The organism is Pseudomonas sp. MWU15-20650, assembly GCF_023242475.1.
GTDB lineage: Bacteria > Pseudomonadota > Gammaproteobacteria > Pseudomonadales > Pseudomonadaceae > Aquipseudomonas.
This window is the reverse complement of record NZ_JALJFG010000001.1, coordinates 76589-101202: the sequence shown is the minus strand read 5'-3', so window position 1 is coordinate 101202 and position 24614 is coordinate 76589. Positions and strand designations below refer to the sequence as shown.

Sequence of the window (24614 nt, the reverse complement as noted above, 5' to 3'; positions counted from 1 at the left end):
CTCCGTTGTGTCAGAAAAAGCTCAATCCCACGTGGAACAACTTCTCCACATCGCGGATATGTTTTTTATCCACAAGGAACAGGATCACATGGTCGCCCGTGGCGATGACGGTGTCGTCATGGGCGATGATCACTTCCTCATCCCGAATGATCGCGCCAATGGTCGTCCCCGGCGGCAGGCCGATATCGCGGATGGCCCTGCCAATCACTTTGCTCGACTTCGAATCGCCATGGGCAATCGCCTCGATGGCTTCCGCCGCGCCTCGACGCAGGGAATGCACGCTGACGATATCGCCCCGGCGCACGTGGGCGAGCAACGTGCCGATAGTAGCCAATTGAGGGCTGATGGCGATGTCGATATCGCCGCCCTGAATCAGGTCCACATAGGCGGGGTTGTTGATGATGGTCATCACCTTCTTCGCCCCCAGCCGTTTGGCCAGCAGCGACGACATGATGTTGGCTTCGTCATCGTTGGTCAGGGCCAGGAAGATATCGGCGTCGGCGATGTTTTCTTCCATCAGCAAGTCACGGTCCGAGGCGCTGCCTTGCAGTACGACGGTGCTGTCGAGGGTGTCGGACAAATACCGGCAGCGCGCCGGGTTCATCTCAATGATCTTCACTTGGTAGCGGCTCTCGATCGCCTCCGCCAAGCGCTCGCCGATCTGCCCGCCGCCGGCGATGACGATGCGTTTATAGCTCTCATCAAGCCGGCGCATTTCGCTCATGACGGCACGAATATTTGCCTTGGCAGCGATGAAAAATACTTCGTCGTCAGCCTCGATCACCGTGTCGCCCTGGGGCAGGATCGGCCGGTCGCGGCGGAAAATTGCCGCCACGCGGGTTTCCACATTCGGCATGTGTTCGCGCAGTTGGCGCAGTTGCTGGCCCACCAGAGGCCCACCGTAATAGGCTTTCACCGCCACCAGCTGCGCCTTGCCTTCGGCAAAGTCGATCACCTGCAAGGCGCCTGGAATCTCGATCAGGCGCTTGATGTAGTGGGTGACCACCTGTTCCGGGCTGATCAGCACGTCCACGGGAATCGCGTCGTTATCGAACAGGCCGGCGCGGGTCAGGTACGCCGCTTCGCGGACGCGGGCGATCTTGGTCGGGGTGTGAAACAGGGTGTGGGCGACTTGGCAGGCCACCATATTGGTCTCGTCGCTATTGGTGACGGCGACGAGCATGTCGGCATCGTCGGCGCCTGCCTGGCGCAGCACCGTAGGAAACGACGCACGGCCTTGCACGGTGCGGATATCCAGACGGTCGCCCAGGTTGCGCAGGCGCTCGGCATCGGTATCGACCACGGTGATGTCGTTGGCTTCGCTGGCCAAATGTTCGGCCAGCGTGCCACCGACCTGCCCTGCCCCAAGGATGATGATTTTCATCCGGTCACTCCCTTAAAACCGTTCAGCCGCGTGCGGCGGCAATCTTGATCAGTTTGGCGTAGTAGAAGCCATCGTGTCCGCCTTCCTGCGCGAGCAACTGGCGGCCGTGGGGCTGCTTGATCCCGGCCGTGGTCGCGAGATCAAGCTCCCGTGCGCCGCTGGTGCGGGCCAGGAAGGCTGCGATGACCTCGGTGTTTTCGGTGGGCAAGGTCGAGCACGTGGCGTAAAGCAGGATGCCGCCGACTTCCAGGGTCGGCCACAGCGCATCGAGCAGCTCACCTTGCAGCAGCGCCAGGGCGGCGATGTCGTCCGGTTGGCGGGTCAGCTTGATGTCTGGGTGACGGCGGATCACGCCGGTGGCGGAACAGGGGGCGTCCAGCAGGATGCGCTGGAACGGCTTGCCGTCCCACCAGGTGGTGGTATCGCGGCCGTCGGCGGCGATCAGGTCGGCGTTCAGGCCAAGGCGTGCGAGGTTTTCGCGTACGCGCACCAGACGTTTGGCTTCCAGGTCGACGGCGACTACACCAGCCAGGTCTTTTTCGACCTCCAGGATGTGGCAGGTTTTACCGCCCGGCGCGCAACAGGCATCGAGTACGCGCTGGCCGGGCGCCAGGTCGAGCAGGTCGGCAGCCAACTGTGCGGCTTCGTCCTGCACGCTGATCCAGCCTTCGGCAAAGCCCGGCAAGGCGCGCACGTCGGTGGCCGCTTCCAGCACGATGCCATCGACGCTGTAGATGCACGCTGTGGCATTGATGCCAGCATTGGTGAGCAGTTGCAGGTAAGCGTCGCGGCTGTGATGGCGGCGGTTGACGCGCAAGATCATCGGCGGGTGTGCGTTGTTGGCTGCGCAAATAGCTTCCCATTGCTCAGGCCAGAAGGCTTTCAGGGATTTTTGCAGCCAGCGCGGGTGGGCGGTGCGTACCACCGGATCATGTTCCAGCTCGGCCAGCAGCGCTTCGCTTTCACGCTGGGCGCGGCGCAGTACGGCGTTAAGCAGGGCTTTGGCCCAGGTTTTTTTCAGCTTGTCGGCGCAACCCACCGTTTCACCGATGGCTGCGTGAGCGGGCACGCGGGTATAGAGCAACTGATAGAGGCCGACCAGCAGCAGCGCCTCGACGTCAGCATCCGCCGCCTTGAAGGGTTTTTGCAGCAGCTTGGCGGCTAACGCCGACAAGCGCGGCTGCCAACGGGCGGTGCCAAAGGCCAGGTCCTGGGTGAAACCGCGGTCGCGGTCTTCTACCTTATCCAACTGCGTAGGCAGCGAACTGTTCAGCGAAGCCTTACCGTTGAGTACGGCAGCGAGAGCCTTGGCGGCAGCCAGACGAGGGTTCATTGAGCGGTCACCCCAAGGCGCGTGCCTACGGCAAACTTCTCACGACGGCTGTTGAACACATCGCTGAAATTAAGCGCCTTGCCGCCAGGCAATTGCAGACGCGTCAGGCACAGCGCTTGTTCACCACAGGCGACCAACAGTCCGTCTTTACTCGCACCGATGATTTCTCCGGGGGCGCCTTTGCCGTCCGCCAGGGCTGCCGCCAACACTTTCAAGGCTTCGCCATTCAGGGTGCTGTGGCAGATCGGCCACGGGTTGAAGGCGCGCACCAGGCGTTCCAGCTCCACCGCTGGGCGGCTCCAATCGATGCGGGCTTCGTCTTTATTCAGTTTGTGCGCGTAGGTGGCCAGGCTGTCGTCCTGCACTTCACCGTCAAGGGTGCCGGCAGCGAGGCCGGCGATGGCCTGTACGACGGCGGGCGGGCCCATTTCAGCCAGGCGGTCGTGCAGGCTGCCTCCGGTATCGTCGGCGCTGATCGGGGTGGTGACCTTGAGCAGCATCGGACCGGTATCCAGGCCCGCTTCCATGCGCATTACGGTCACACCGCTTTCGTGGTCACCGGCTTCCACGGCGCGCTGGATCGGCGCCGCACCACGCCAGCGTGGCAACAGCGACGCATGGCTGTTGATGCAGCCCAGGCGCGGGATATCCAGCACCGCTTGGGGCAGGATCAAGCCATAGGCCACGACCACCAACAGGTCCGGCTTCAAGGCGGCCAGCTCGGCCTGGGCGTCGGCGTTACGCAGGGTCGGCGGTTGCAGCACGGGGATGTTGTGTTCAAGCGCCAATTGCTTGACCGGGCTCGGCATCAGTTTTTGCCCGCGACCGGCCGGGCGATCCGGTTGGGTGTACACCGCGACGATGTCATAAGGGCTGGTGAGCAGCGCCTTGAGGTGTTCGGCGGCAAATTCGGGGGTGCCGGCAAAAACAATGCGCAATGGCTCGGTCATGGGAATTCTCGGTTAAAAGCAGTCACAAAAGAAAAAGGCTTGCCGCAGCAAGCCTTTGGAAGAAGGGCATCAAGCTTGCTGGCGATGCTTTTTTTCCAGCTTCTTCTTGATCCGGTCGCGTTTAAGCGTGGACAGGTAGTCGACAAACAGCTTGCCGTTGAGGTGGTCACATTCGTGCTGGATGCACACCGCCAGCAGGCCCTCGGCGATCAGCTCGTACGGCTTGCCGTCACGGTCCAGTGCCTTGATCTTCACGCGCAGCGGGCGTTCGACGTTCTCGTAGAACTCCGGCACCGACAGGCAGCCTTCCTGGTATTCGCCCTTCTCTTCGGTCAGCGGTTCGAACTCGGGGTTGATAAACACCCGCGGCTCGCTGCGATCTTCCGACAGGTCCATGACCACGACACGCTGATGCACGTTGACCTGGGTGGCGGCGAGGCCAATGCCCGGGGCTTCATACATTGTTTCAAACATGTCATCGACCAACTGACGAACCTTGTCGTCCACTACGGCCACCGGTTTGGCGATCGTGCGCAGGCGCGAGTCGGGAAATTCGAGGATGTTCAAAATAGCCATAAGCGTAATTGCTGCACATGTGAGGTAGAGGCAAATCGGCGTTGGGATGGACCCAGACAGCCGGTGTGAAACGTTCGAAAGCCGCGAAGGCTATGGCATTTCACGCGAACGCACATAATAAAGGAGATTGACCCCATGAGGAAATCGCTACTCGTCTTGCTGCTGTGGGCCCCGTTCGCCATGGCGCTGATTCCGCAGCCCGGCCAGCGCCTGGATCCCACGATGCAACAGGCCATCCGGCACTTTTTACTGCACAACCGCATTCTCGACTCGCCCCAGGAACTGGATACCGCGCCCTACATCGTTGCCGCCGAAGCGGGGCGCGTATTAGGCGCCAATGGCGAACGTGTACATGCCAGGGGCCACCTGGATCCGGCCCAACCGAGTTACGGGATCTTTCGTCGAGGCAAAGCCTACACCGACCCTGAGACCCAAGAGCTGCTGGGCATTAACGCCGACGACATTGGCACCGCCCGCTTTTTACTGGCCGGTGACCTCACTACCCTGGCTGTACAGCGGGTCACCCAGGAAGTCCGCCCTGGTGATCGCCTGCTACGCGCCGAACCGCCCATCGAGCAGGCCAAGCTGGAAGTCCCCAAGCCGGCACCTTTCATCGAAGGGCACATTCTGGACATCCCCAAGGGGGTCACGCAGGTCGGTGTACTGGATGCCGTGACCCTGAACAAAGGGCGTCGTGATGGGCTGGCCGAAGGCCAATTACTGACGGTGATCAAGACGGGCGCCACCGTACGCGACGCGCTCACTGGCGCATCCACGAAACTCCCCGATGAACGCGCTGCCACGCTGCTGGTGTTTCGCACCTATGAAAAGCTCAGTTACGGCCTGGTTCTCAGCGCCTCACGGTCGTTGGCGGTCATGGACCGTTTCGAGACTGCCCATCAAACGCAATAAATAGCCTGCTAAATAAGTTACCAACAGAGTTATCCACAGCTTGTTCCGATCAAGGATGATCAAATGTATCCGATAAACAGCAGTGAAATTTCCCCGTCAGAGCTGGAAGCCCGACTACGCTTGCACAGGCTGCCGGAACTGGGTCCCAAGCGTTTTCGCTTGTTGATGGAGGCGTTTGGCAGCGCTTCAAAGGCCATCAGCGCCCCTGCCAGCGCCTGGTGCTCCCTGGGGTTGTCGCCTGTGAGTGCGCAGGCCCGACGCAGTCATGAAATCCGTGACGGTGCCAGTGCCGCATTGGCCTGGCTTGGCCGCCCAGCCCAGCATTTGCTGATGTGGGACCAACCTGAGTACCCGGCACTGCTCGCTCAAATCGACGATGCGCCGCCGCTTTTATTTGTCGCTGGCGACCCGGGTATTCTGGAAAAACCGCAGTTGGCCATGGTCGGTAGCCGTCGCGCGTCCCGCCCGGGCATGGACACTGCCGCCGCCTTTGCCCGCAACTTGGCGGGCGCCGGTTTTGTCATCACCAGCGGCCTCGCGCTGGGCATTGACGGTGCTGCGCATCAGGCGGCCCTGGATGTGGGCGGGCACACAATCGGCGTGCTCGGCACGGGCCTGGAAAATTTTTATCCACAGCGCCACAGGACGCTTGCGGCCGCCATGATTGCCCGGGGCAGTGCCGTGGTTTCCGAGTTTCCGTTGGATGCCGCGCCTCAGGCCGGTAACTTTCCACGGCGTAATCGAATTATCAGCGGCTTGTCCCTGGGCGTTTTGGTGGTGGAAGCCAGCATGGCCAGTGGTTCGCTGATTACCGCACGGTTGGCGGCTGAGCAAGGGCGCGAGGTGTATGCGATCCCGGGCTCCATTCATCATCCCGGGGCCAAGGGCTGTCATCAGCTGATTCGCGATGGTGCGACGCTGGTGGAGACTATCGAACACATCCTTGAAGGCTTGCGTGGCTGGCAGGCGTTGTCGCGCCCTGCGCCGGCGCCCGTCATCCACCCTCTGGTGGCATTGCTGCATGCCGCGCCTCACACCAGCGAAGCCCTGGCGATTGCCAGCGGGCGACCGTTGGCTCAAGTGCTGGCGACCCTCACGGAGCTGGAGCTTGAAGGCCAGGTGATCTGCGAAAGCGGGCGCTGGCTTGCACGCTGCTAGGATTTGTAATGAAGATCGGTAAACTGCGCAGAGCTTTAGTCCGGAGAGTAAACGATGGTCAACAGGTGGCGTGTGCTGGAAGCCGCACGAGAAGTGCGCGCAGGCGCGGTAATTGCCTATCCGACCGAAGCGGTGTGGGGGCTGGGCTGCGACCCGTGGAACGAAGAAGCGGTGGACCGGTTGCTGGCGATCAAGAATCGGTCGGTGGACAAGGGCCTGATCCTGGTGGCGGACAATATTCGTCAGTTCGACTTTCTGTTTGAAGACTTCCCGGACACCTGGATCGAACGCATGGCCAGCACTTGGCCGGGTCCCAACACCTGGTTGGTGCCCCATCAAGACTTGCTGCCGGAATGGGTGACGGGTGTGCATGACACCGTGGCGCTGCGGGTGAGCGATCATCCGCTGGTGCGGGATTTATGCTCACTGGTGGGGCCGTTGATCTCCACATCAGCCAACCCTCAGGGCCGCCCGGCCGCCCGCACGCGAATTCGTGTGGAGCAGTATTTCCGTGGCCAGGTGGACTTGGTATTGGGCGGCGCGCTGGGTGGGCGCAAGAACCCAAGCCTGATTCGTGATTTGGCGACGGGTGAGGTGGTGCGGCCGTCCTGAGACCGCGTCGCGGCTATCGCGAGCAAGCCCGCTTCCACATTTGACCGTGCTCCTTCAGTAAGAATGCGGTCGAATGTGGGGGGCTTGCTCGCGAAGAGGCCCTTCAAACCACTGTCTTAAGCCTTTATGGCAGAAGGATGGTCGACCCGGTGGTGCGCCGCCCCGATAACGCCGTCTGCGCCTTCGCCGCATCCGCCAACGAAAACCGCTGGTTGATATCAATACGCACCTTGCCGCTCTTGATCATCGAGAACAGGTCATCGGCCATCGCTTGCAAGTTTTTCGGGTTATTGGCGTAAGTCGCCAGGGTCGGCCGGGTGACGTACAGCGAGCCCTTGGCTGCCAAAATACCCAGGTTCACCCCATCTACCGCGCCTGACGCGTTGCCGAAACTCACCACCAGCCCACGTGGGGCCACGCTGTCCAACGACGTCAGCCAGGTGTCCTTGCCGACGCCGTCGTACACCACCGGCACCTTTTTGCCGTCAGTCAATTCCAGCACGCGTTGTGCAACATTTTCCTTGCTGTAGTCGATGGTTTCCCACGCACCGAGGGATTTGGCCAAAGCGGCTTTTTCCGGCGAACTCACCGTACCGATCAGTTTCACGCCCAGCGCCTTGGCCCATTGGCAGGCCAGGGAACCGACACCACCGGCAGCCGCATGGAACAGAATGGTTTCGCCACCTTTCAAGTCATAGGTCTGGCGCAGCAGATACTGCACGGTCAGGCCCTTGAGCATGGCTCCGGCCGCTTGTTCGAAGCTGATGTCGTGCGGCAGGTGCACCAGATTGGCGGCGGGCAGCACATGCAGTTCGCTGTAGGCACCCAATGGACCGCTGCCGTAGGCCACGCGGTCGCCGACCTTGAACTGGGTGACGTCACTGCCGATCGCATCGACCACGCCGGCACCTTCCGCACCCAGGCCCGACGGTAGGGTCGGCGGCGCGTAGAGGCCGCTGCGGAAATAGGTGTCGATGAAGTTCAGGCCAATGGCCTCGTTACGCACGCGAACCTGTTGTGGGCCTGGTTCCGCTGGCGTGTAGTCCACATACTCAAGTACTTCGGGGCCACCATGGGCACGGAACTGGATACGTTTAGCCATCTGCCTTCTCCTTGGGTCGAATTCGCGAAGGCCCTTATCGGACTCCTAAGCTTGATCTTCGTCAACTGTGGCGCACCGGAGTGCGGTGGTATCCTGTGCGCCCATTTGCCGCCGACGCCCAATGGCCTCGTGTAGCTTTGCCCGATTCAAGGTGATGCCATGACTACCCGCACCGAGGCTGTTAAAGCCTACCTGCTTGATCTGCAAGACCGCATTTGCAGCGCCCTGGAAACCTTCGAGACGGACACTCGCTTTATCGAAGACGCCTGGACCCGGCCTGCCGGCGGCGGCGGTCGCACCCGTGTGCTCGAAAAGGGTTCGGTGATCGAAAAAGGCGGCGTTAATTTTTCCCACGTATTTGGCAGTGGCCTCCCACCGTCCGCCAGTGCGCATCGTCCTGAGCTGGCCGGTCGCGGGTTTGAAGCCCTGGGGGTGTCGCTGGTGATCCATCCGCACAACCCGCATGTACCGACCTCCCACGCCAACGTGCGCTTTTTCATCGCCGAGAAAGAAGGCGAAGAGCCCGTATGGTGGTTCGGTGGTGGTTTCGACCTGACGCCCTACTATGGCAACGAAGAAGACTGCATCCACTGGCATCGCGTGGCCGAGCAGGCGTGTGCGCCGTTCGGTGCGGATGTCTATTCGCGCTACAAAGCCTGGTGCGACACCTACTTCCACATCAAGCATCGCAATGAGCCCCGTGGCATCGGTGGCCTGTTTTTCGATGATTTGAACGAGTGGGACTTCAACACCTGCTTCGCGTTTATCCGCGCGATCGGCGACGCCTACATCGACGCTTACCTGCCGATCGTGCAGCGTCGCAAGGCCACTGCCTATACCGAACAGCAGCGGGAGTTCCAGGAGTTTCGCCGGGGCCGCTATGTTGAATTCAACCTGGTCTATGACCGTGGCACGCTGTTCGGCCTGCAATCGGGTGGGCGTACCGAATCGATCCTGATGTCGCTGCCCCCGCAAGTGCGCTGGAGTTATGACTGGAAGGCCGAGGCCGGCAGCGAAGAAGCACGCCTCACCGACTACTTCCTGCAAGACCGCGACTGGTTGGGCATTGCCGCGCCCAAGGCGGCGGTGTGATGGATCGTTATGTCGTCTTCGGCAATCCCATTGGCCACAGCAAATCACCGTTGATTCACCGGATGTTCGCGCAGCAGACCGGCGAGCAGTTGGACTACAGCACCTTGCTCGCGCCCCTGGAGGATTTCGTCGGTTGTGCCCGTGAGTTTTTCAAACAGGGTCGTGGCGCCAACGTTACCGTGCCGTTCAAGGAAGATGCCTACCGCCTGGCCCACACGCTCACCGAACGCGCCCAACGCGCTGGTGCGGTCAACACCCTCAGCACGTTAGCCGACGGCACCTTGCTGGGCGACAACACTGATGGCGCGGGCCTGGTACGCGACCTGACGGTGAATGCCGGGTTGAACCTGCACGGCAAACGCATCCTGTTGCTGGGCGCCGGTGGCGCCGTCCGTGGTGCACTGGAGCCGCTGCTGGCCGAGCAGCCCGCCTCACTGATCATCGCCAACCGCACTGTGGAAAAGGCCGAGTTACTGGCTGAATTGTTCGATGATCTGGGCCCGGTATCTGCCAGTGGGTTCGACTGGTTGCGTGAGCCGGTGGACGTGATCATCAATGCCACGTCGGCCAGTCTGACAGGCGATGTACCGCCGATTGCCAGCAGCCTGATCGAGCCGGGCAAGACGTTCTGCTACGACATGATGTACGCCAAGGAACCGACCGCCTTCTGCCGCTGGGCCACTGAACAAGGCGCTGCGGTGGCGATGGATGGGCTGGGCATGCTGGTGGAACAGGCCGCAGAGGCGTTCTTCTTGTGGCGCGGTGTGCGTCCGGACTCGGCGCCGGTGTTGGCCGAACTACGCCGCCAGCTGGCTTAACGCCAAGCCCCTCCCACAGTGTTTGATCGCGTTCAGTCTTCGAAGTGGATGGGGCAGCTATCGGCCCCTTCCAGCTTCTTCAACTCATCCACCACCTGCGGCCTGGCCCGGCGCAACGTCAGGCTGCGCCCCAACCCTGCCAACCGCCGCGCTTCCTGGTGCAGCATCTCCACGCCCGAATAGTCGATAAAGTTGATCTGCTGCGCTTCGATGACCACCCGCTTGCCCTGCAACCGTTGCAGGCGCACTTGCAGGTAATGGCTGGCGCCAAAAAAGATCGAGCCGCCCACCCGTAATATATCTTCGTCGCCATCGCGCCATTGCTGAACCCGTGGTTGCGAGGTGCGTTTGAGGTAGAAAAACAGTGACGCCAGTACCCCCGCATAAATCGCCGTTTGCAGCTCCAGCAGTAAGGTGGCGACGCACGTCAGGCTCATCACCACGAATTCGGCGCGGCTGACCCGGTACAGCGCACGAATGCTGCGATGGTCCACCAGGCCCCAGCAAATCAGCAGGATGCTCGCCGCCATGCTTGGGATCGGAATATGAGCGATCAACACCGCGCCAAATAACGCAAACAGGGCGACCCAGAGTGCGGAAAAAACGCCAGCCAACGGTGAGCACGCGCCGGCCTCGTAGCTGAGCCCTGAGCGGGTAAAGGAACCGGCCGACAAGTACCCGGAGAAAAATCCTCCAACGATGTTGGACAAGCCCTGGGCGCGGACTTCCCGGTTGGCGTCGAGCAACTGTTGCGAACGGGCGGATAGGGAACGCGCAATCGACAGGCTGGTCACCAGCCCCAGCATGCCCACGGCTACGGCGCTGGGCAGCAGGCGCAGCATCATATCGATATCCATTGGTAGCGGGCTGAACGGCGGCAGTGTGCCGATAAAGGAACTGACCAGTGCCACATGCCCGAACATCCCCGGCCACAGCCAAGCGGTCAGGCTACCCAACGCCAGGGCGATCAACAGCGTCGGCCAGCGTGGCGCCAGGTACTTGAGCAGGGCACCCACTCCCAAAGTACCCAGCCCCAGAGCCAGAGATGCAGAGTCCCATTCACCCCCATGCTCGATCAGCGCCAGCAGGCTGTTGATGGCCGTGGCCTGGCTCGGCAAATCCAGCCCCAGCAGATTGGGCAACTGCCCCAGGGCAATCACCACCGCGGCGCCCAGGGTGAAACCGAGCACCACCGAATGCGAGACAAAATTCACCAACGCGCCAAAACGCAGCAGACCCAGCAGCCACTGGAACACGCCGGCCAGGAATGTCAGCAGCAGAATCAGCGTGATGTAGTCCTGCGACCCCGGCATGGCCAATGGGCTGACGCTGGCGTAGAGCACGATGGAAATCGCCGCCGTGGGCCCGCAGATCAGGTGCCAGGAAGAGCCCCACAAGCAGGCGATCAGCACCGGGATGATGGCTGCGTAGAGCCCATATTCCGGTGGGAGCCCGGCGATCAATGCGTAGGCAATCGACTGCGGCAGTGCAAGCACCGCGCCGCTGAGGCCGACGATGGCATCCCGGCCGACGCTGGCGCGGGTTTGGCGCGGGAGCCAGGCGAGGAAGGGGAAGAGCGTATGGCGGTTGGGCCGGGGCATCGAAGGCTCGGGTAGAAAGGTTTGATTCAGGGTATCAGTACCCACCGGTTCGTGTGGGAGGGGGCAAGCCCCTCTCCCACATTTGGATTATGGCGTGCTTTAGAGTTTGGCTTTGACTGCCGCAAGCGCGTCCTGGCCATCCACGGTTTTCACCCCCTCCAGCCACTTATCCAGCACCACCGGGTTCGCCTTGATCCACGCCTTCGCCGCATCCCCATTGCTGACCTTGTTGTTGGCGACTTCAGCCATGATGCTGTTCTCCATCGCTTGGGTGAAGCTCAGGTTGGTCAGCAGTTTTGCGACATTCGGGCAGGCTTGTGCATAACCCTTGCGGGTCAGGGTATACACGCTGCCGGTGTCACCAAAGTATTTTTCCCCGCCTTTGAGGTAATGCATGTTCAACTGCACGTTCATCGGGTGCGGCGTCCAGCCGAGGAAGGTGACGAACCGCTGTCTCTTTACCGCCCGCGACACTTCGGCGAGCATCGCCTGTTCACTTGACTCGATCAGTTTCCATTGGCCCAGCTCAAAGTCATTTTTCTTGATGATTTCCTGCAGCGAGATATTGGCCGGTGCGCCGGAACCGATGCCGTAGATCTTCTTGTCGAACTTGTCTGCAAACCTGTTCAGGTCGGCAAAGTCATGCACCCCGGCGTCCCACACATAGTCCGGTACGGCGAGGGTGAACTCAGTTCCGTCCAGGTTCTTCGCCAGTTGCACCACATCGCCATTGGCCACGAACTTGTCGTAAAAGCCTTGCTGCGCCGGCATCCAGTTACCCAGGAATACGTCCACTTGGCCGTCCTTGAGCCCGCCAAACGTGATCGGCACCGCCAGGGTGTCGACCTTGGCTTTGTAGCCCATGCTCGTCAGCAAAAAACCGGTGATGGCATTGGTGGCGGCAATATCGCTCCAGCCCGGGTCGGCCATCTTCACCGTGTCACAACGGGTGTCCGCGTACACATTGGCGCTGCTCAGCGCCAAGATTCCCACTACCGCAGCTAACTTTTGCATGGCCTTCCCTCTGTTCTATTGGTTTTGGCAGGGTTGTGGATAACGCGCCTTGCGCTCCAAGTCGTCGAGGTCGATATGGTTGCGCATGTATTGCTGACTGGCGTCCACCAGGGGCTGGTGATCCCAGCTCTTCAGCTTGCCTTGGGTCAGCGCCTCAAACACCAGGCGCCGACGGCGTTGGCTGGCGAGCACCTGCTGGTGGATCGCCGGGATGTCCCATTTGGCCCGCGCTTCACTCAAAAACGCCTCGAACAATGGCCGGTGTTCCGGTGACTGGCTGAGCTCCTCGCGCTCGTGCGGGTCGTTGTGCACATCGAACAGTAGGCAAGGGTCGTCTTCGCTGTAGATGAATTTGTAGGCACCCCGGCGAATCATCATCAGTGGGCCGAGGGTGCCTTCGGCCATGTATTCGCCGAAGACTTCGTCGTGCCCGCCCTGCCCCTGCAAGTGTGGCAGCAGTGAGCGGCCGTCCAGTGGCAGGCATGGGTCCAACTCGCCGCCGGCCAATTCCACCAGCGTTGGCAACAGGTCGGCGGTGGACACGGCCTGGGTCACGCGGCCCGCCGCAAACTGCCCCGGCGCACTGACCAGCAGCGGTACGCGGGCGGCCATTTCAAACCAGTGCATTTTGTACCAGAGGCCGCGCTCGCCGAGCATGTCGCCATGGTCGCCGGAGAAGATGATGATCGTGTCGTCGGCCAGGCCGGTGTCTTCCAGGGTTTGCAAAAGTTTGCCGACATTGCTGTCGATGTAGCTGCAGGCGCCGAAGTAGGCGCGGCGCGCATCGCGAATTTTATGCAGCGGTAGCGGTTTGTCCCACAGGTCATAGACCTTGAGCAGGCGTTGGGAATGTGGGTCGAGGTCGGCTTGGGCCGGCGTTGCTGGCATTGGGATGTCGCTGTCGGCGTACAGGTCCCAGAACGGCTTGGGAATGGTGTACGGATCGTGAGGGTGGGTCATCGATACGGTCAGGCAGAACGGCTGCTCGCCGTCCTCGCGGATATGGTCGAACAGGTACTGCTGGGCCTTGAAGATCACCTCCTCGTCGAAATCCAACTGGTTGGTGCGCACGCACGGGCCCGCTTGCAGCACCGAGGACATGTTGTGGTACCAGGTGGGGCGCACGTGCGGCTCATCCCAGTTCACCGCCCAGCCATAGTCGGCGGGGTAGATATCGCTGGTCAGGCGCTCTTCGTAGCCATGCAGTTGGTCTGGCCCGCAGAAGTGCATCTTGCCCGACAGCGCGGTGCGGTAGCCCAGGCGGCGCAAATAGTGGGCATAGGTCGGTACATCGGCGGGGAAATCCGCGGCGTTGTCATAGGCGCCGATCTTGCTCGGCAACTGGCCGCTGACCAGCGTGAAACGTGATGGCGCGCACAGCGGGCTGTTGCAATAGGCGGCGTCGAACACCACGCCCTGTGCGGCGAGGCGGCTCAAATTCGGCAACTTGATCGCAGAAGGTGCGTAGAACGGAAGTATCGGCGCGGCCATTTGATCGGCCATGATGAAAAGAATGTTCTTGCGCTTCATGAGTCTTCGGCATTCCATAGGCGGTGTTTATGCCAATGAGCATGCGGCCCTCGTAAAGTGGGGTAAAGCCCATGAAAAGCAATGTCTAGGATAAGTACAGCTTATGTATAAAGCCCTCGGCGATTTATCTCTCGATCTGTTACGTGCCTTTGAAGCGGCGGCACGCCACCGCAGTTTCACCGCTGCGGCGATGGAGTTGGGCACCACCCAGCCAGCCGTCAGCCAGCAGATCAAGCGCCTTGAAGAGCAACTGGCGATCCGCCTTTTTGATCGTATCTACCGTGGTATTGAGCTGACCGATGCCGGTGCGCTGCTGTTCGAGCACGTACAAAGCGGCTTGCAGGCGATCAACCAGGGCCTGAGTGTGATCACCCAGCAGGATCAGCACGAAGTGCTGCAAGTGGCCACCGATTTTGCCTTCGCCGCCTACTGGTTGATGCCGCGCCTGCATCGCTTCCATCAGGCCAACCCGCAGGTCGATGTCAGCTTGGTGACCAGCGAACGTAACCACGCCACCCTGCGCAGTGATATTGATGTGGCGGTGTTATTCGGTGATGGTCGTTTCAAACAGGGTGACAGCCTGTGGCTGTTCAACGAGGAAGTGTTCCCGGTGTGCAGCCCGCAATGGCTCAAGGCCCAGGCAGCGCCGTTGACTCTGCACACCTTGCACGACTGCCCGCTGCTGCACTTGCGTCAGGAAAACAACAGCCAGTGGTTCGACTGGAGTGGTGTGTTTCGCGAGCTGGGTATTACCACCGCGCCCACACCCGGCCAATTGCGTTTCGACAACTACACCCTGCTGATCCAGGCCGCGATTGCTGGCCAGGGCGTTGCCATCGGCTGGCGCCACCTGGTGGATAACCTGCTGGAACAGAATTGGCTGTGCCGACCGATCAGCGACACGGTGATCTCGCGTTTCGGCTATTACGTGGTGCAGCCCCAGCGCAAACGCCGGGGGCAGTTGGTCGAGCGCTTTGTCGATTGGCTGGTGGCGGAACAAGCCAGCAGCGCGCAGTCGTTGACCGGGCTGGCCCTGCCGTCGATTGCGGTCTAGGATCGGGGCATATTGGATCCGGATTTCGCCATGCAACGTATCAAGGGCTACCACGCCCATATCTACTTCGACGCCAGCACCATCGACCAGGCGCGCACCTTATGCGAAGACGCGACCCAACTGTTCCCGCTGCGCATGGGGCGCGTGCATGAACGCCCGGTAGGTCCGCATCCGGACTGGAGTTGCCAACTGGCGTTCGCGCCGGAATACATCGGCGTGGTGTTGCCGTGGCTGGCGCTGCACCGCAATGGCCTGGTGGTGTTCCTGCACCCCGAGACCGGCGACGACCTGAAGGATCACACCGATTACGCGGTCTGGATGGGCGCGATGCGCGAATTGGATCTGTCTGTTTTTTAATCAATTCTGTCACTTCATTTGAAGAGGTGACAGGATTTTTTATTACTTCATCCCACTATATGGGACTGTTATTTATATATTGAGATATTGCCGCGCATAGGTTTATATTCGCCCATCTGCTTTTTTCAGCACCCACTTATTTCAGGTGAAGCGATGCAGGCGCAATTGATCGCGCTCGACTGGGGGACCAGCTCCCTTCGTGCTTATAAACTCGGCCCAGCCGGCGTGGTGCTCGAACAGCGCTCGCTGGCCGCGGGGATCATGCATTTGCCCAGCGAGCCCCGGATGATTGCCGGTAGTCGCTGCCATGACGGTTTCGAGTTGGCGTTCGATGCGGCCTGTGGCGATTGGCTCGACGCCCAGCCCGGCCTGCCGGTGATCGCCTGCGGCATGGTCGGCAGTGCACAGGGGTGGAGCGAAGCGGCCTACCGCAACACGCCCGTTGATGTCGCAAGCCTGGGTCAGGCGCTGCATACCGTGCGCAGCGTGCGCGGAGTCGATGTGCATATCGTGCCGGGCGTGATTGAGCAGGTGGGTTTGCCCAACGTGATGCGCGGCGAAGAAACCCAAGTGCTCGGCGTATTGCAAGGGCTCGCAGCCGAGGTATTGATTGGCCTGCCCGGCAGCCATTCCAAATGGGTCGAGGTGGTCGATGGCTGCATCACGCACTTCGACACCTTCATGACCGGTGAATTGTTCGCGGTGTTGAGCAAGCACAGCATCCTGGGGCGAACCCAACACATAGGCGAGCATTTCCAGGCGGACGCTTTTGACCGGGGCGTACGGGTTGCGCTGTCGGCAGATGGCCAGCGCGGCGTGCTGTCGACGTTGTTCAGTGCCCGCACGCTTGGGCTGACCGCCGAGCTCGCGCCTGACCAACAACCCGATTACCTGTCCGGCCTGTTGATCGGCCACGAACTCGCGGGCTTACCCGGCACCGCACACCATAAGCCGATCATCCTGGTCGGTGCCGCCCCACTCTGCGCCCGCTATCAACGCGCCCTGGCCCTGTGCGGTTTCGCCCATGTCAGCCTGGCGCGAGAAGCCACCGAACGCGGCCTGTGGCAACTGGCGGTGGCTGCCGGGCTCACTCAACCTGTATTGGAGGCCTGACATGCTCAAGCAAGCACTCGCACATAACGGTTTGATCGCAATCCTGCGTGGCGTACGACCGGATGAGGTTGAAGCGGTTGGCCAGGTCCTCTACGAGGCGGGTTTTCGTGTGCTCGAAGTCCCGCTGAACTCACCGGACCCCTACACCAGCATCCGCACCCTGCGCGACAGCTTGCCCGCCGATTGCCTGATCGGTGCGGGCACGGTGTTGAGCGCCGAGCAGGTTGAGCACGTCAAAGCCGCCGGTGGCCAGGTGATCGTCATGCCTCACAGCGATGCCAAGGTGTTGCGTGCAGCAAAAGCGGCGGGCCTTTACCTGTCGCCAGGCGTTGCCACGCCCACCGAGGCTTTTGCCGCATTGGCCGAGGGCGCTGATGTGTTGAAGCTGTTCCCGGCTGAGCAACTGGGCCCGGCGGTGATCAAGGCGTGGCTGGCGGTCTTGCCGCAGGGCACGTTGCTGCTGCCGGTGGGCGGTATCACCCCGGGCAACATGCAGGTGTTTATCGACGCCGGCGCCAAGGGCTTCGGCTTGGGTTCCGGGCTGTTCAAGCCGGGAATGACAGTGGATCAGGTCGCGAGCCGCGCCCAGGCGTATGTCGCGGCCTGGAATGCCTTGAACTGATTCAAGTTCCGCGCCCACAGGCGCTGCATCTATAAGAGAGATAACAGATGAAAATCACCAAACTGACGACCTTTATCGTCCCGCCGCGCTGGTGCTTCCTCAAGGTCGAAACCGACCAGGGTGTGACGGGGTGGGGTGAGCCTGTGGTTGAAGGCCGCGCTCACACCGTGGCGGCCGCAGTCGAAGAATTATCCGACTACCTGATCGGCAAAGACCCGCGCAATATCGAAGACATCTGGACCGTGCTCTATCGCGGCGGCTTCTATCGCGGCGGTGCGGTGCACATGAGTGCCCTCGCCGGCATCGACCAGGCATTGTGGGACATCAAGGGCAAGGCCCTGGGTGTGTCGGTCAGCGATCTGCTGGGCGGCCAGGTGCGTGACAAGATCCGCGTGTATTCGTGGATCGGTGGTGACCGCCCCGCCGACACTGCCCGTGCCGCCCAAGAGGCGGTGGCCCGTGGCTTCACCGCCGTGAAGATGAACGGCACCGAAGAACTGCAGTTCGTCGACAGTTTCGACAAAGTCGACTTGGCCCTGGCCAATGTCGCGGCTGTGCGCGATGCGGTCGGCCCTAACGTGGGTATCGGCGTCGACTTTCATGGTCGCGTGCACAAGCCCATGGCCAAGGTGCTGATGAAAGAGCTGGACCCCTACAAGCTCATGTTTATCGAAGAGCCGGTGCTCAGCGAAAACTACGAAGCGCTCAAAGAACTGGCACCGCTGACCAGCACGCCGATTGCCCTGGGCGAGCGCTTATTCTCGCGTTGGGACTTCAAGCGCGTGCTCAGCGAAGGTTACGTCGACATCATCCAGCCGGACGCCTCCCATGCCGGCGGTATCACCGAAACCCGCAAGATCGCCAACATGGCCGAAGCCTACGACGTGGCCCTGGCCCTGCACTGTCCGTTGGGCCCCATTGCACTGGCGGCGTGCCTGCAACTGGACGCGGTTTGCTACAACGCGTTTATCCAGGAGCAGAGCCTGGGTATTCATTACAACGAGAGCAACGACCTGCTCGACTATGTGCGCGACCCGGGCGTGTTCGACTATGACAAAGGCTTCGTGAAGATTCCCAACGGGCCGGGCCTGGGCATCGAGATTAACGAGGAGTACGTGATCGAGCGTGCCGCCATTGGCCACCGTTGGCGCAACCCGATCTGGCGTCATGCCGATGGCAGTTTTGCCGAGTGGTGAGAACGCGGTAAGACATGGGGGCTTGCTCCCGATGACGGTGTACCAGCCGCCGAAGATGTCGACTGACACTCAGCCATCGGAGCAAGCCCCCTCCCACAGGTTGATCCGGTTCCGTCAGCAGGATTTGTCCCTAATAAATCATAAGAAGAGGCAACCTCCATGCATCCTGAATCCTTCACCGGGCAGGTTTCTTTAGTCACGCCTACGCGAAAGCGCTTCTTCATCATGGTGCTGTTGTTTATCACCGTGGTGATCAACTACCTCGATCGTAGCAACCTCTCGATTGCCGCCCCGGCGCTGACCAGTGAGCTGGGGATCGACCCGGTGCATGTCGGGCTGATCTTCTCCGCCTTCGGCTGGACCTACGCCGCCATGCAGATTCCTGGCGGCTGGTTGGTGGACCGCGTCCCCCCGCGCGTGCTCTATACCGCAGCCCTGCTGTTGTGGTCGATTGCCACCGTGATGCTGGGTTTTGCCGCCAGCTTTATCGCCCTGTTTGTGCTGCGCATGGCGGTGGGGGCGTTGGAGGCGCCGGCCTACCCGATCAACAGTCGGGTGGTTACCACCTGGTTTCCCGAGCGCGAGCGCGCCACCGCGATCGGCGTCTACACCTCCGGGCAGTTTGTCGGGCTGGCGTTTCTCACGCCGGTGCTGGCGTGGCTGCAACACGCGTTCGGCTGGCACATGGTGTTTGTCGCAACCGGTGGCGTGGGCATTCTGTGGGCGTTGATCTGGTACGCGGTGTACCGCGAGCCTAAGGATTTCAACGGTGCCAACGCAGCTGAAATCCAATTGATCCGCGACGGAGGCGGCCTGGTGGACATGCAAGCGCAAACCGCCAAGGCGCCGTTCAGTTGGGTCGACTTGGGCGTTGTGCTGAGCAAGCGCAAACTCTGGGGTATCTACCTGGGGCAGTTCTGCCTGAACTCCACGCTGTGGTTCTTCCTGACGTGGTTCCCGACTTACCTGGTGAAATATCGCGGCATGGACTTCATCAAGTCCGGCCTGCTGGCCTCGTTGCCCTTCCTGGCGGCGTTTGTTGGCGTGCTGTGTTCCGGGGTGTTTTCCGATTGGCTGATTCGTCGCGGAGCGTCGGTGGGCTTTGCGCGCAAATTGCCGATCATAGGCGGGTTGTTGATTTCCACGGCGATCATTGGCGCCAACTTCGTGGACTCCACGGCGTGGGTGATCACGTTCCTGGCGGTGGCGTTTTTCGGCAACGGCTTGGCGTCTATCACCTGGTCGCTGGTGTCGACCTTGGCCCCGGCGCGCTTGCTCGGGCTGACGGGCGGGGTGTTTAACTTCATCGGTAATTTGTCAGCGATTGCCACGCCGATCGTGATTGGCTTTTTGGCCAGTGGGGATTCGTTTGCGCCGGCGATTACCTATATTGCGGTGCTGGCGTTGCTTGGGGCGCTTTCCTACGTGTTGCTGGTGGGCAAGGTCGAACGTATCGAACTGAATGAATAACAGGTGGAGAGGGAGCGTGCTCCCTCTCCACAAGGAATCGCGCTCTAGTACAACGCGCCATCCAGAATCTGATAGACGATGCTGGTGCCGATGGCGATCAACACAATATCGCCACCGGAACGACGCCATTCGTAGCCCGGGTAGACCGGCAGGTGAGACAAGGCGCGGCTGTCCAGGCGTTCACCGTAGTAATTAGGCGGCAGGCGTTGGCCACGCACCAAGTGAATGCCGCGAGGCGGTGGCGCCCCGCGACGGAAGTCGTTGTGGTTATCGCGGATCACTTGGCGCACCGGGCCGAAGTCTTCGGGTGGGCCGCCACGGTGATCGTGCTGTGGACCTCGGTGGTCATCGCCGCGCTGGTCGCGCTGATCGTGCTGGTCACCACGGCCAGGGCCGCCCTGGTCATAGGGCGGCGCGGCCTGCACCAGGGCGCTGGCACCCAGGACCAGCACGCCGACGCCGGCTATCACGGATTTAGGCATTTTCATCAGGAATTCCTCAACGGCACCAACAGCAAAAAGGGATTTCGAACCGGGTTCGAAATCCCTTGGTCTTGTCAGTTTAGTTACTGAATTGCCCGTATGATTCCTCTGTATCAGGAACTTTACCTATCGCTGACGGCCCGCTTACTTACGGGCGTTGCGCACACCTTCCGACAATGCCGCGCACAGGCTCAACACGCCATCAATGGCTTGCTGATCATTCTTGGCAGTGGCGATGTGATCGATCAGCGCCGAGCCCACCACGACACCGTCCGCCAAGCGCGCGATGGCCGCCGCTTGCTCCGGCGTGCGGATACCAAAACCGATGCTGATCGGCAGGTCGGTATGGCGACGCAAGCGGGTCATGGCTTCCTCGACGTGCTCCAGGGTGGCGGCACCGGCACCGGTCACACCGGCCACGGAGACGTAATACACGAACCCGGAGCTGCCGTTGAGCACCGTGGGCAGGCGCACGTCATCGGTGGTCGGCGTGGTCAGGCGGATAAAGTCGATGCCCGCCGCCTGGGCGGGGTCGCACAGCTCAGCGTTATGTTCTGGGGGCATGTCGACCACGATCAGGCCGTCAACGCCGGCTTCCTTGGCGTCGGCAATAAACCGCGGCACACCGTATTTGTGGATCGGGTTGAAATAGCCCATCAGCACCAGCGGCGTGTCGCTGTTGTCCTTGCGAAACTCGCGCACCATCTGCAGGGTTTTCGCCAGGTTTTGCTTGGCGGTCAGTGCGCGGATGTTGGCCAGTTGGATGGCCGGGCCGTCGGCCATCGGGTCGGTGAAGGGCATGCCCAGTTCGATCACGTCGGCGCCAGCGGCTGGCAAGCCCTTGAGGATCGCCAGCGAGGTGTCATAGCCCGGGTCGCCGGCGGTGACGAAGGTCACCAGGGCGGCGCGGTTTTGTTCTTTCAGTTGCGCAAAACGTGTTTGCAGGCGGCTCATTTAGTGTTTCTCCTGCTGAGACTGTTCCATATGGTGCATCACGGTTTGCATGTCTTTGTCGCCACGGCCGGACAGGTTCACCACCATCAGGTGATCCTTCGGCAGCGTCGGTGCGCGCTTGAACACTTCGGCCAGGGCGTGGGCGCTTTCCAGTGCAGGAATAATCCCTTCCAGGCGGCAGCATTTGTGGAACGCGTCGAGGGCTTCGTCGTCGGTCACCGAGGTGTACTGGACGCGGCCGATGTCGTGCAACCAGGCGTGCTCCGGGCCGATGCCCGGGTAGTCCAGGCCGGCGGAAATCGAGTGTGCGTCGATGATCTGGCCGTCGTCGTCCTGCAGCAGGAAGGTACGGTTGCCGTGCAACACGCCCGGTACGCCACCATTGAGGCTGGCGGCGTGCTTGCCGGTTTCGATGCCGTGCCCCGCCGCTTCCACGCCAATGATCTCGACGCTGGTGTCATCCAGGAACGGGTGGAACAGGCCCATGGCATTGGAGCCACCGCCAATGCACGCCACCAGGCTGTCCGGCAGTCGGCCTTCCTGGGCTTGCAGTTGGGTACGGGTTTCCTTGCCGATCACGGCCTGGAAGTCACGCACCATGGCGGGGTACGGGTGTGGGCCGGCCACGGTGCCAATCAGGTAGAAGGTGCTGTCGACGTTGGTCACCCAGTCACGCAGGGCTTCGTTCATCGCGTCTTTCAAGGTGCCGGTGCCGGCGACCACCGGGATGACTTCGGCGCCCAGCAGCTTCATGCGGAACACGTTGGCCTGCTGGCGCTCGATGTCGGTGGTGCCCATGTAGATCACGCAGTCCAGGCCAAAACGCGCGGCGACGGTGGCGGTGGCCACACCGTGCATGCCGGCGCCGGTCTCGGCGATGATGCGTTTCTTGCCCATGCGCCGCGCCAGCAGGATCTGGCCGATGCAGTTGTTGATCTTGTGCGCGCCGGTGTGGTTCAGCTCTTCGCGCTTGAGGTAGATCTTGGCGCCGCCGCAGAACTCGGTCAGGCGTTCGGCAAAGTACAGTGGGCTTGGGCGTCCGACGTAGTCGCGTTGGAAGTAGGCCAATTCTTCGTTGAACGCCGGATCGATTTTGGCCGCTTCGTATTCACGGGCCAGGTCGAGGATCAACGGCATCAAGGTTTCGGCAACGTAGCGGCCGCCGAACGCACCAAACAGGCCGTTGGCGTCAGGGCCGTTGCGCAGATCGGTCTGGGACTGAGTCATGGGGCGCTCCAGTTAGGCATTTGTGTGAAAAGCAATGACAGCCACTCTACCCCTCACATCCGGCGCTGAAAACCGATAAGATCGGTGTAACCTGTCAGGAAAACTCACAGATGAGTCGTGACCTTCCCCCCCTTAATGCCTTGCGCGCTTTCGAAGCCACTGCCCGGCTCAACAGTGTCAGCCAAGCCGCCGAGCAATTGCATGTGACCCACGGCGCGGTGAGCCGCCAATTGAAAGTGCTTGAAGAGCATTTGGGTATCAGCCTGTTCGTTAAGGAAGGGCGTGGCCTTAAACTCACAGATGCAGGCGCCAGGCTACGGGATGCCAGCGCCGAGGCGTTCGAGCGTTTAAGGGACGTGTGTGCCGAACTCACCCAAAGCAGCGCCGATGCACCGTTCGTGCTGGGCTGTTCGGGCAGTTTGCTGGCGCGCTGGTTTATCCCGCGCCTGGGGCGTTTGAATGCCGACTTACCCGACTTGCGCCTGCACCTGTCGGCGGGCGAAGGCGATCTTGATCCGCGTCGCCCTGGGCTGGACGCCCTGCTGGTATTCGCCGAGCCGCCGTGGCCGGCGGATATGCAGGTGTATGAACTGGCCAGCGAGCGCATCGGCCCGGTCATGAGCCCGCGTTATGCCGGTTACACACTGCTGCGTCAGGCGCCCGCGGAGGCGTTGTGTGGCGAAATGCTGCTGCATACCACGTCACGCCCGCAAGCCTGGCCCAGTTGGGCGCGGCAGCACGGTATCGAGCCCGGCGCGTTGAAACTCGGCCAGGGGTTTGAGCATTTGTATTATTTGCTGGAAGCGGCGGTTGCTGGTTTAGGCGTGGCGATTGCGCCAGAACCGCTGGTGGCAGAGGACCTGCGCGCGGGGCGCCTGGTGGCACCGTGGGGTTTCAGTGAAACCCCGGCGCACCTGGCGTTGTGGCTACCCAAGCGCGCCTCGGACGGGCGCGCGGGTCAGTTGGCACAGTGGCTCAAGGCTGAGCTGTTGCGCCAACCGCTGTAGCCGGTAAATCAGTCACCGCGTTTGCACAGCAGGTAAGCCGCCAGCAGGCCCAGCGCGCCCACGGCGACACCGGCAGTCGTCCATGGGTGCTCTTGTGCGTAGTCGCGGGTTGCAGCACTGGTTTCGCGGATTTTGACTTTGCTTTCTTCGTAGGCATCGCTGATCAGGTGGCGCGAGTGCTTGAGGGCATTCTCGGCATTGCTTTTCAGGGCCTTCAGGGTTTTGCGCGACTCATCGGACGCATCGTCCTTGAGGCTCTCAAGGGACTTGAGCAGGCTCGAAATCTCGGCTTCCATGCTTTCCAGCGACGCTTTGCGTAAAGAAGTGTTGGCCATGTTGACTCTCCTGAAGTGATTGAGTGGCGTGTGTAGATACCGACTGCGACGGTTTCAGAAAGTGCAGTAAATCTGAACTTTCACGTAGGAACAGTCGCCAGAAGCAGTACGTGCATTGACTGCTACGCTCAGTAGAGACCTCAGGAGAAACGCTATGTCAGATCATCACACCTACAAGAAAGTCGAACTGGTGGGTTCGTCCACGACCAGCATCGAAGACGCAATCAACAACGCAATCGCCGAGGCGAACAAGAGCATCAAGCACCTGGAATGGTTTGAGGTGACCGAAACCCGTGGTCACATCAAGGACGGCAAGGCCGCGCATTTCCAGGTCACGCTCAAGGTGGGATTCCGAATTGCCAGTAGTTGAGCCCGTGAGTGGAACTTGCTGACTGGCCGATTGCCATAACCTGCGCTACAACCTTAGGGTGCCGACGCAACGCGCGTCGGCACGCTCTTTTCGATCAGCGCAAGGAAAGTAACGGATGAAGAAGTTCCTGTTGGCGGTAGGTTTGTTGAGCATTGCGGGTACGGCCCTGGCGGCGGGCAAGCCTTGTGAAGAGCTGAAAAGCGAACTCGCGGCGAAGCTTGATGCTAAAGGTGTTCAGCACTACTCGCTGGATGTTGTCAAAAAAGGTGCTTCAGCCGATGGCAAGGTGATTGGCACTTGCGAAGGCGGCACCAAGGAAATCGTCTACAAGCGCGGTTAATCCCG

Annotated in this window: 26 protein-coding genes; 14 read left to right on the top strand and 12 right to left on the bottom strand. The window is 61.2% G+C overall.

Annotated elements, in window-relative coordinates; genetic code table 11:
• Positions 1–10: 10 nt before the first annotated feature.
• The 4 genes from trkA to def form a co-directional block, all read right to left on the bottom strand.
• Complete coding sequence (gene trkA, locus M5B43_RS00500) at positions 11–1384, bottom strand: Trk system potassium transporter TrkA (RefSeq protein ID WP_248748316.1); 1374 nt, start codon at positions 1382–1384, stop codon at positions 11–13.
• Positions 1385–1406: 22 nt separating this feature from the next.
• Positions 1407–2717: a 16S rRNA (cytosine(967)-C(5))-methyltransferase RsmB gene (gene rsmB, locus M5B43_RS00495; RefSeq protein ID WP_248748315.1), complete on the bottom strand. Its 1311-nt coding sequence runs from the start codon at positions 2715–2717 to the stop codon at positions 1407–1409.
• The gene (gene fmt, locus M5B43_RS00490) at positions 2714–3667 is read right to left on the bottom strand and encodes a methionyl-tRNA formyltransferase (RefSeq protein ID WP_248748314.1); all 954 of its coding nucleotides are present in this window, start codon (positions 3665–3667) and stop codon (positions 2714–2716) included. The genes rsmB and fmt overlap by 4 nt, the downstream gene beginning before the upstream one ends.
• A 69-nt stretch (positions 3668–3736) precedes the next feature.
• Positions 3737–4243, bottom strand: coding sequence for a peptide deformylase (def, locus tag M5B43_RS00485; protein ID WP_248748313.1), 507 nt, complete (start codon positions 4241–4243; stop codon positions 3737–3739).
• 135 nt (positions 4244–4378) lie between these two features.
• Here def and M5B43_RS00480 point away from each other — a divergent pair, with 135 nt between their 5' ends.
• From M5B43_RS00480 to M5B43_RS00470, 3 genes are all read left to right on the top strand, one after another.
• A complete protein-coding gene (locus tag M5B43_RS00480; RefSeq protein WP_248748312.1) occupies positions 4379–5155 on the top strand; it encodes a peptidoglycan-binding protein in 777 nt (258 codons plus the stop codon).
• 63 nt (positions 5156–5218) lie between these two features.
• Positions 5219–6313 carry a DNA-processing protein DprA gene (gene dprA / locus M5B43_RS00475; protein ID WP_248748311.1) on the top strand — a complete coding sequence of 365 codons (1095 nt, stop codon included), beginning with the start codon at positions 5219–5221 and terminating at the stop codon, positions 6311–6313.
• 54 nt (positions 6314–6367) lie between these two features.
• Positions 6368–6925 carry an L-threonylcarbamoyladenylate synthase gene (locus M5B43_RS00470; protein ID WP_248748310.1) on the top strand — a complete coding sequence of 186 codons (558 nt, stop codon included), beginning with the start codon at positions 6368–6370 and terminating at the stop codon, positions 6923–6925.
• Positions 6926–7049: 124 nt separating this feature from the next.
• Here the strand turns inward: M5B43_RS00470 and M5B43_RS00465 are convergent, their stop codons facing one another.
• Complete coding sequence (locus M5B43_RS00465; RefSeq protein WP_248748309.1) at positions 7050–8027, bottom strand: NADPH:quinone reductase; 978 nt, start codon at positions 8025–8027, stop codon at positions 7050–7052.
• 159 nt (positions 8028–8186) lie between these two features.
• Here M5B43_RS00465 and hemF point away from each other — a divergent pair, with 159 nt between their 5' ends.
• Both hemF and aroE read left to right on the top strand, forming a co-directional pair.
• Positions 8187–9119, top strand: coding sequence for an oxygen-dependent coproporphyrinogen oxidase (gene hemF / locus M5B43_RS00460; RefSeq protein ID WP_248748308.1), 933 nt, complete (start codon positions 8187–8189; stop codon positions 9117–9119).
• Entirely contained in the window at positions 9119–9937 is an 819-nt protein-coding gene (gene aroE / locus M5B43_RS00455; RefSeq protein ID WP_248748307.1) for a shikimate dehydrogenase, read from the top strand. The genes hemF and aroE overlap by 1 nt, the downstream gene beginning before the upstream one ends.
• Positions 9938–9969: 32 nt before the next feature.
• Here aroE and M5B43_RS00450 read toward each other — a convergent pair whose 3' ends face one another.
• From M5B43_RS00450 to betC, 3 genes are all read right to left on the bottom strand, one after another.
• The gene (locus tag M5B43_RS00450) at positions 9970–11538 is read right to left on the bottom strand and encodes a SulP family inorganic anion transporter (protein WP_248748306.1); all 1569 of its coding nucleotides are present in this window, start codon (positions 11536–11538) and stop codon (positions 9970–9972) included.
• A gap of 99 nt (positions 11539–11637) precedes the next feature.
• Entirely contained in the window at positions 11638–12552 is a 915-nt protein-coding gene (gene choX / locus M5B43_RS00445; protein WP_248748305.1) for a choline ABC transporter substrate-binding protein, read from the bottom strand.
• 15 nt (positions 12553–12567) lie between these two features.
• On the bottom strand, positions 12568–14082 hold the full coding sequence (gene betC, locus M5B43_RS00440) for a choline-sulfatase (RefSeq protein WP_248748304.1): 1515 nt from the start codon (positions 14080–14082) through the stop codon (positions 12568–12570).
• 103 nt (positions 14083–14185) lie between these two features.
• Here betC and M5B43_RS00435 point away from each other — a divergent pair, with 103 nt between their 5' ends.
• From M5B43_RS00435 to M5B43_RS00410, 6 genes are all read left to right on the top strand, one after another.
• Positions 14186–15136 carry a LysR family transcriptional regulator gene (locus M5B43_RS00435; RefSeq protein WP_248748303.1) on the top strand — a complete coding sequence of 317 codons (951 nt, stop codon included), beginning with the start codon at positions 14186–14188 and terminating at the stop codon, positions 15134–15136.
• A gap of 30 nt (positions 15137–15166) precedes the next feature.
• The gene (locus M5B43_RS00430) at positions 15167–15493 is read left to right on the top strand and encodes a DOPA 4,5-dioxygenase family protein (RefSeq protein WP_248748302.1); all 327 of its coding nucleotides are present in this window, start codon (positions 15167–15169) and stop codon (positions 15491–15493) included.
• Positions 15494–15646: 153 nt separating this feature from the next.
• Positions 15647–16606, top strand: coding sequence for a 2-dehydro-3-deoxygalactonokinase (locus M5B43_RS00425; RefSeq protein WP_248748301.1), 960 nt, complete (start codon positions 15647–15649; stop codon positions 16604–16606).
• A 1-nt stretch (position 16607) separates the two neighbouring features.
• A complete protein-coding gene (locus M5B43_RS00420) occupies positions 16608–17228 on the top strand; it encodes a 2-dehydro-3-deoxy-6-phosphogalactonate aldolase (RefSeq protein WP_248748300.1) in 621 nt (206 codons plus the stop codon).
• Positions 17229–17275: 47 nt separating this feature from the next.
• Positions 17276–18424 (top strand): galactonate dehydratase, encoded by a 1149-nt coding sequence (dgoD, locus tag M5B43_RS00415; protein WP_248748299.1) that lies wholly within the window; start codon positions 17276–17278, stop codon positions 18422–18424.
• 159 nt (positions 18425–18583) lie between these two features.
• Positions 18584–19894: an MFS transporter gene (locus tag M5B43_RS00410; RefSeq protein WP_248748298.1), complete on the top strand. Its 1311-nt coding sequence runs from the start codon at positions 18584–18586 to the stop codon at positions 19892–19894.
• Between the two features lie 44 nt (positions 19895–19938).
• Here the strand turns inward: M5B43_RS00410 and M5B43_RS00405 are convergent, their stop codons facing one another.
• From M5B43_RS00405 to trpB, 3 genes are all read right to left on the bottom strand, one after another.
• Positions 19939–20382 (bottom strand): RcnB family protein, encoded by a 444-nt coding sequence (locus M5B43_RS00405; protein WP_248748297.1) that lies wholly within the window; start codon positions 20380–20382, stop codon positions 19939–19941.
• Positions 20383–20520: 138 nt separating this feature from the next.
• Entirely contained in the window at positions 20521–21330 is an 810-nt protein-coding gene (gene trpA / locus M5B43_RS00400; protein ID WP_248748296.1) for a tryptophan synthase subunit alpha, read from the bottom strand.
• Positions 21331–22557 (bottom strand): tryptophan synthase subunit beta, encoded by a 1227-nt coding sequence (gene trpB, locus M5B43_RS00395; protein WP_248748295.1) that lies wholly within the window; start codon positions 22555–22557, stop codon positions 21331–21333.
• A gap of 110 nt (positions 22558–22667) precedes the next feature.
• Between trpB and M5B43_RS00390 the strand changes: the two genes are divergently transcribed.
• Positions 22668–23564, top strand: a complete 897-nt coding sequence (locus M5B43_RS00390; RefSeq protein WP_248748294.1) for a LysR family transcriptional regulator — start codon at positions 22668–22670, stop codon at positions 23562–23564.
• Positions 23565–23572: 8 nt separating this feature from the next.
• Here the strand turns inward: M5B43_RS00390 and M5B43_RS00385 are convergent, their stop codons facing one another.
• On the bottom strand, positions 23573–23899 hold the full coding sequence (locus tag M5B43_RS00385; protein ID WP_003187304.1) for a DUF883 family protein: 327 nt from the start codon (positions 23897–23899) through the stop codon (positions 23573–23575).
• Between the two features lie 154 nt (positions 23900–24053).
• On the opposite strand from M5B43_RS00385, the gene M5B43_RS00380 reads away from it, so the two are divergent.
• Together M5B43_RS00380 and M5B43_RS00375 are read left to right on the top strand one after the other, a co-directional pair.
• Entirely contained in the window at positions 24054–24269 is a 216-nt protein-coding gene (locus tag M5B43_RS00380) for a dodecin (protein WP_078739963.1), read from the top strand.
• Positions 24270–24384: 115 nt separating this feature from the next.
• On the top strand, positions 24385–24609 hold the full coding sequence (locus tag M5B43_RS00375; RefSeq protein WP_248748293.1) for a DUF1161 domain-containing protein: 225 nt from the start codon (positions 24385–24387) through the stop codon (positions 24607–24609).
• Positions 24610–24614 lie beyond the last annotated feature (5 nt).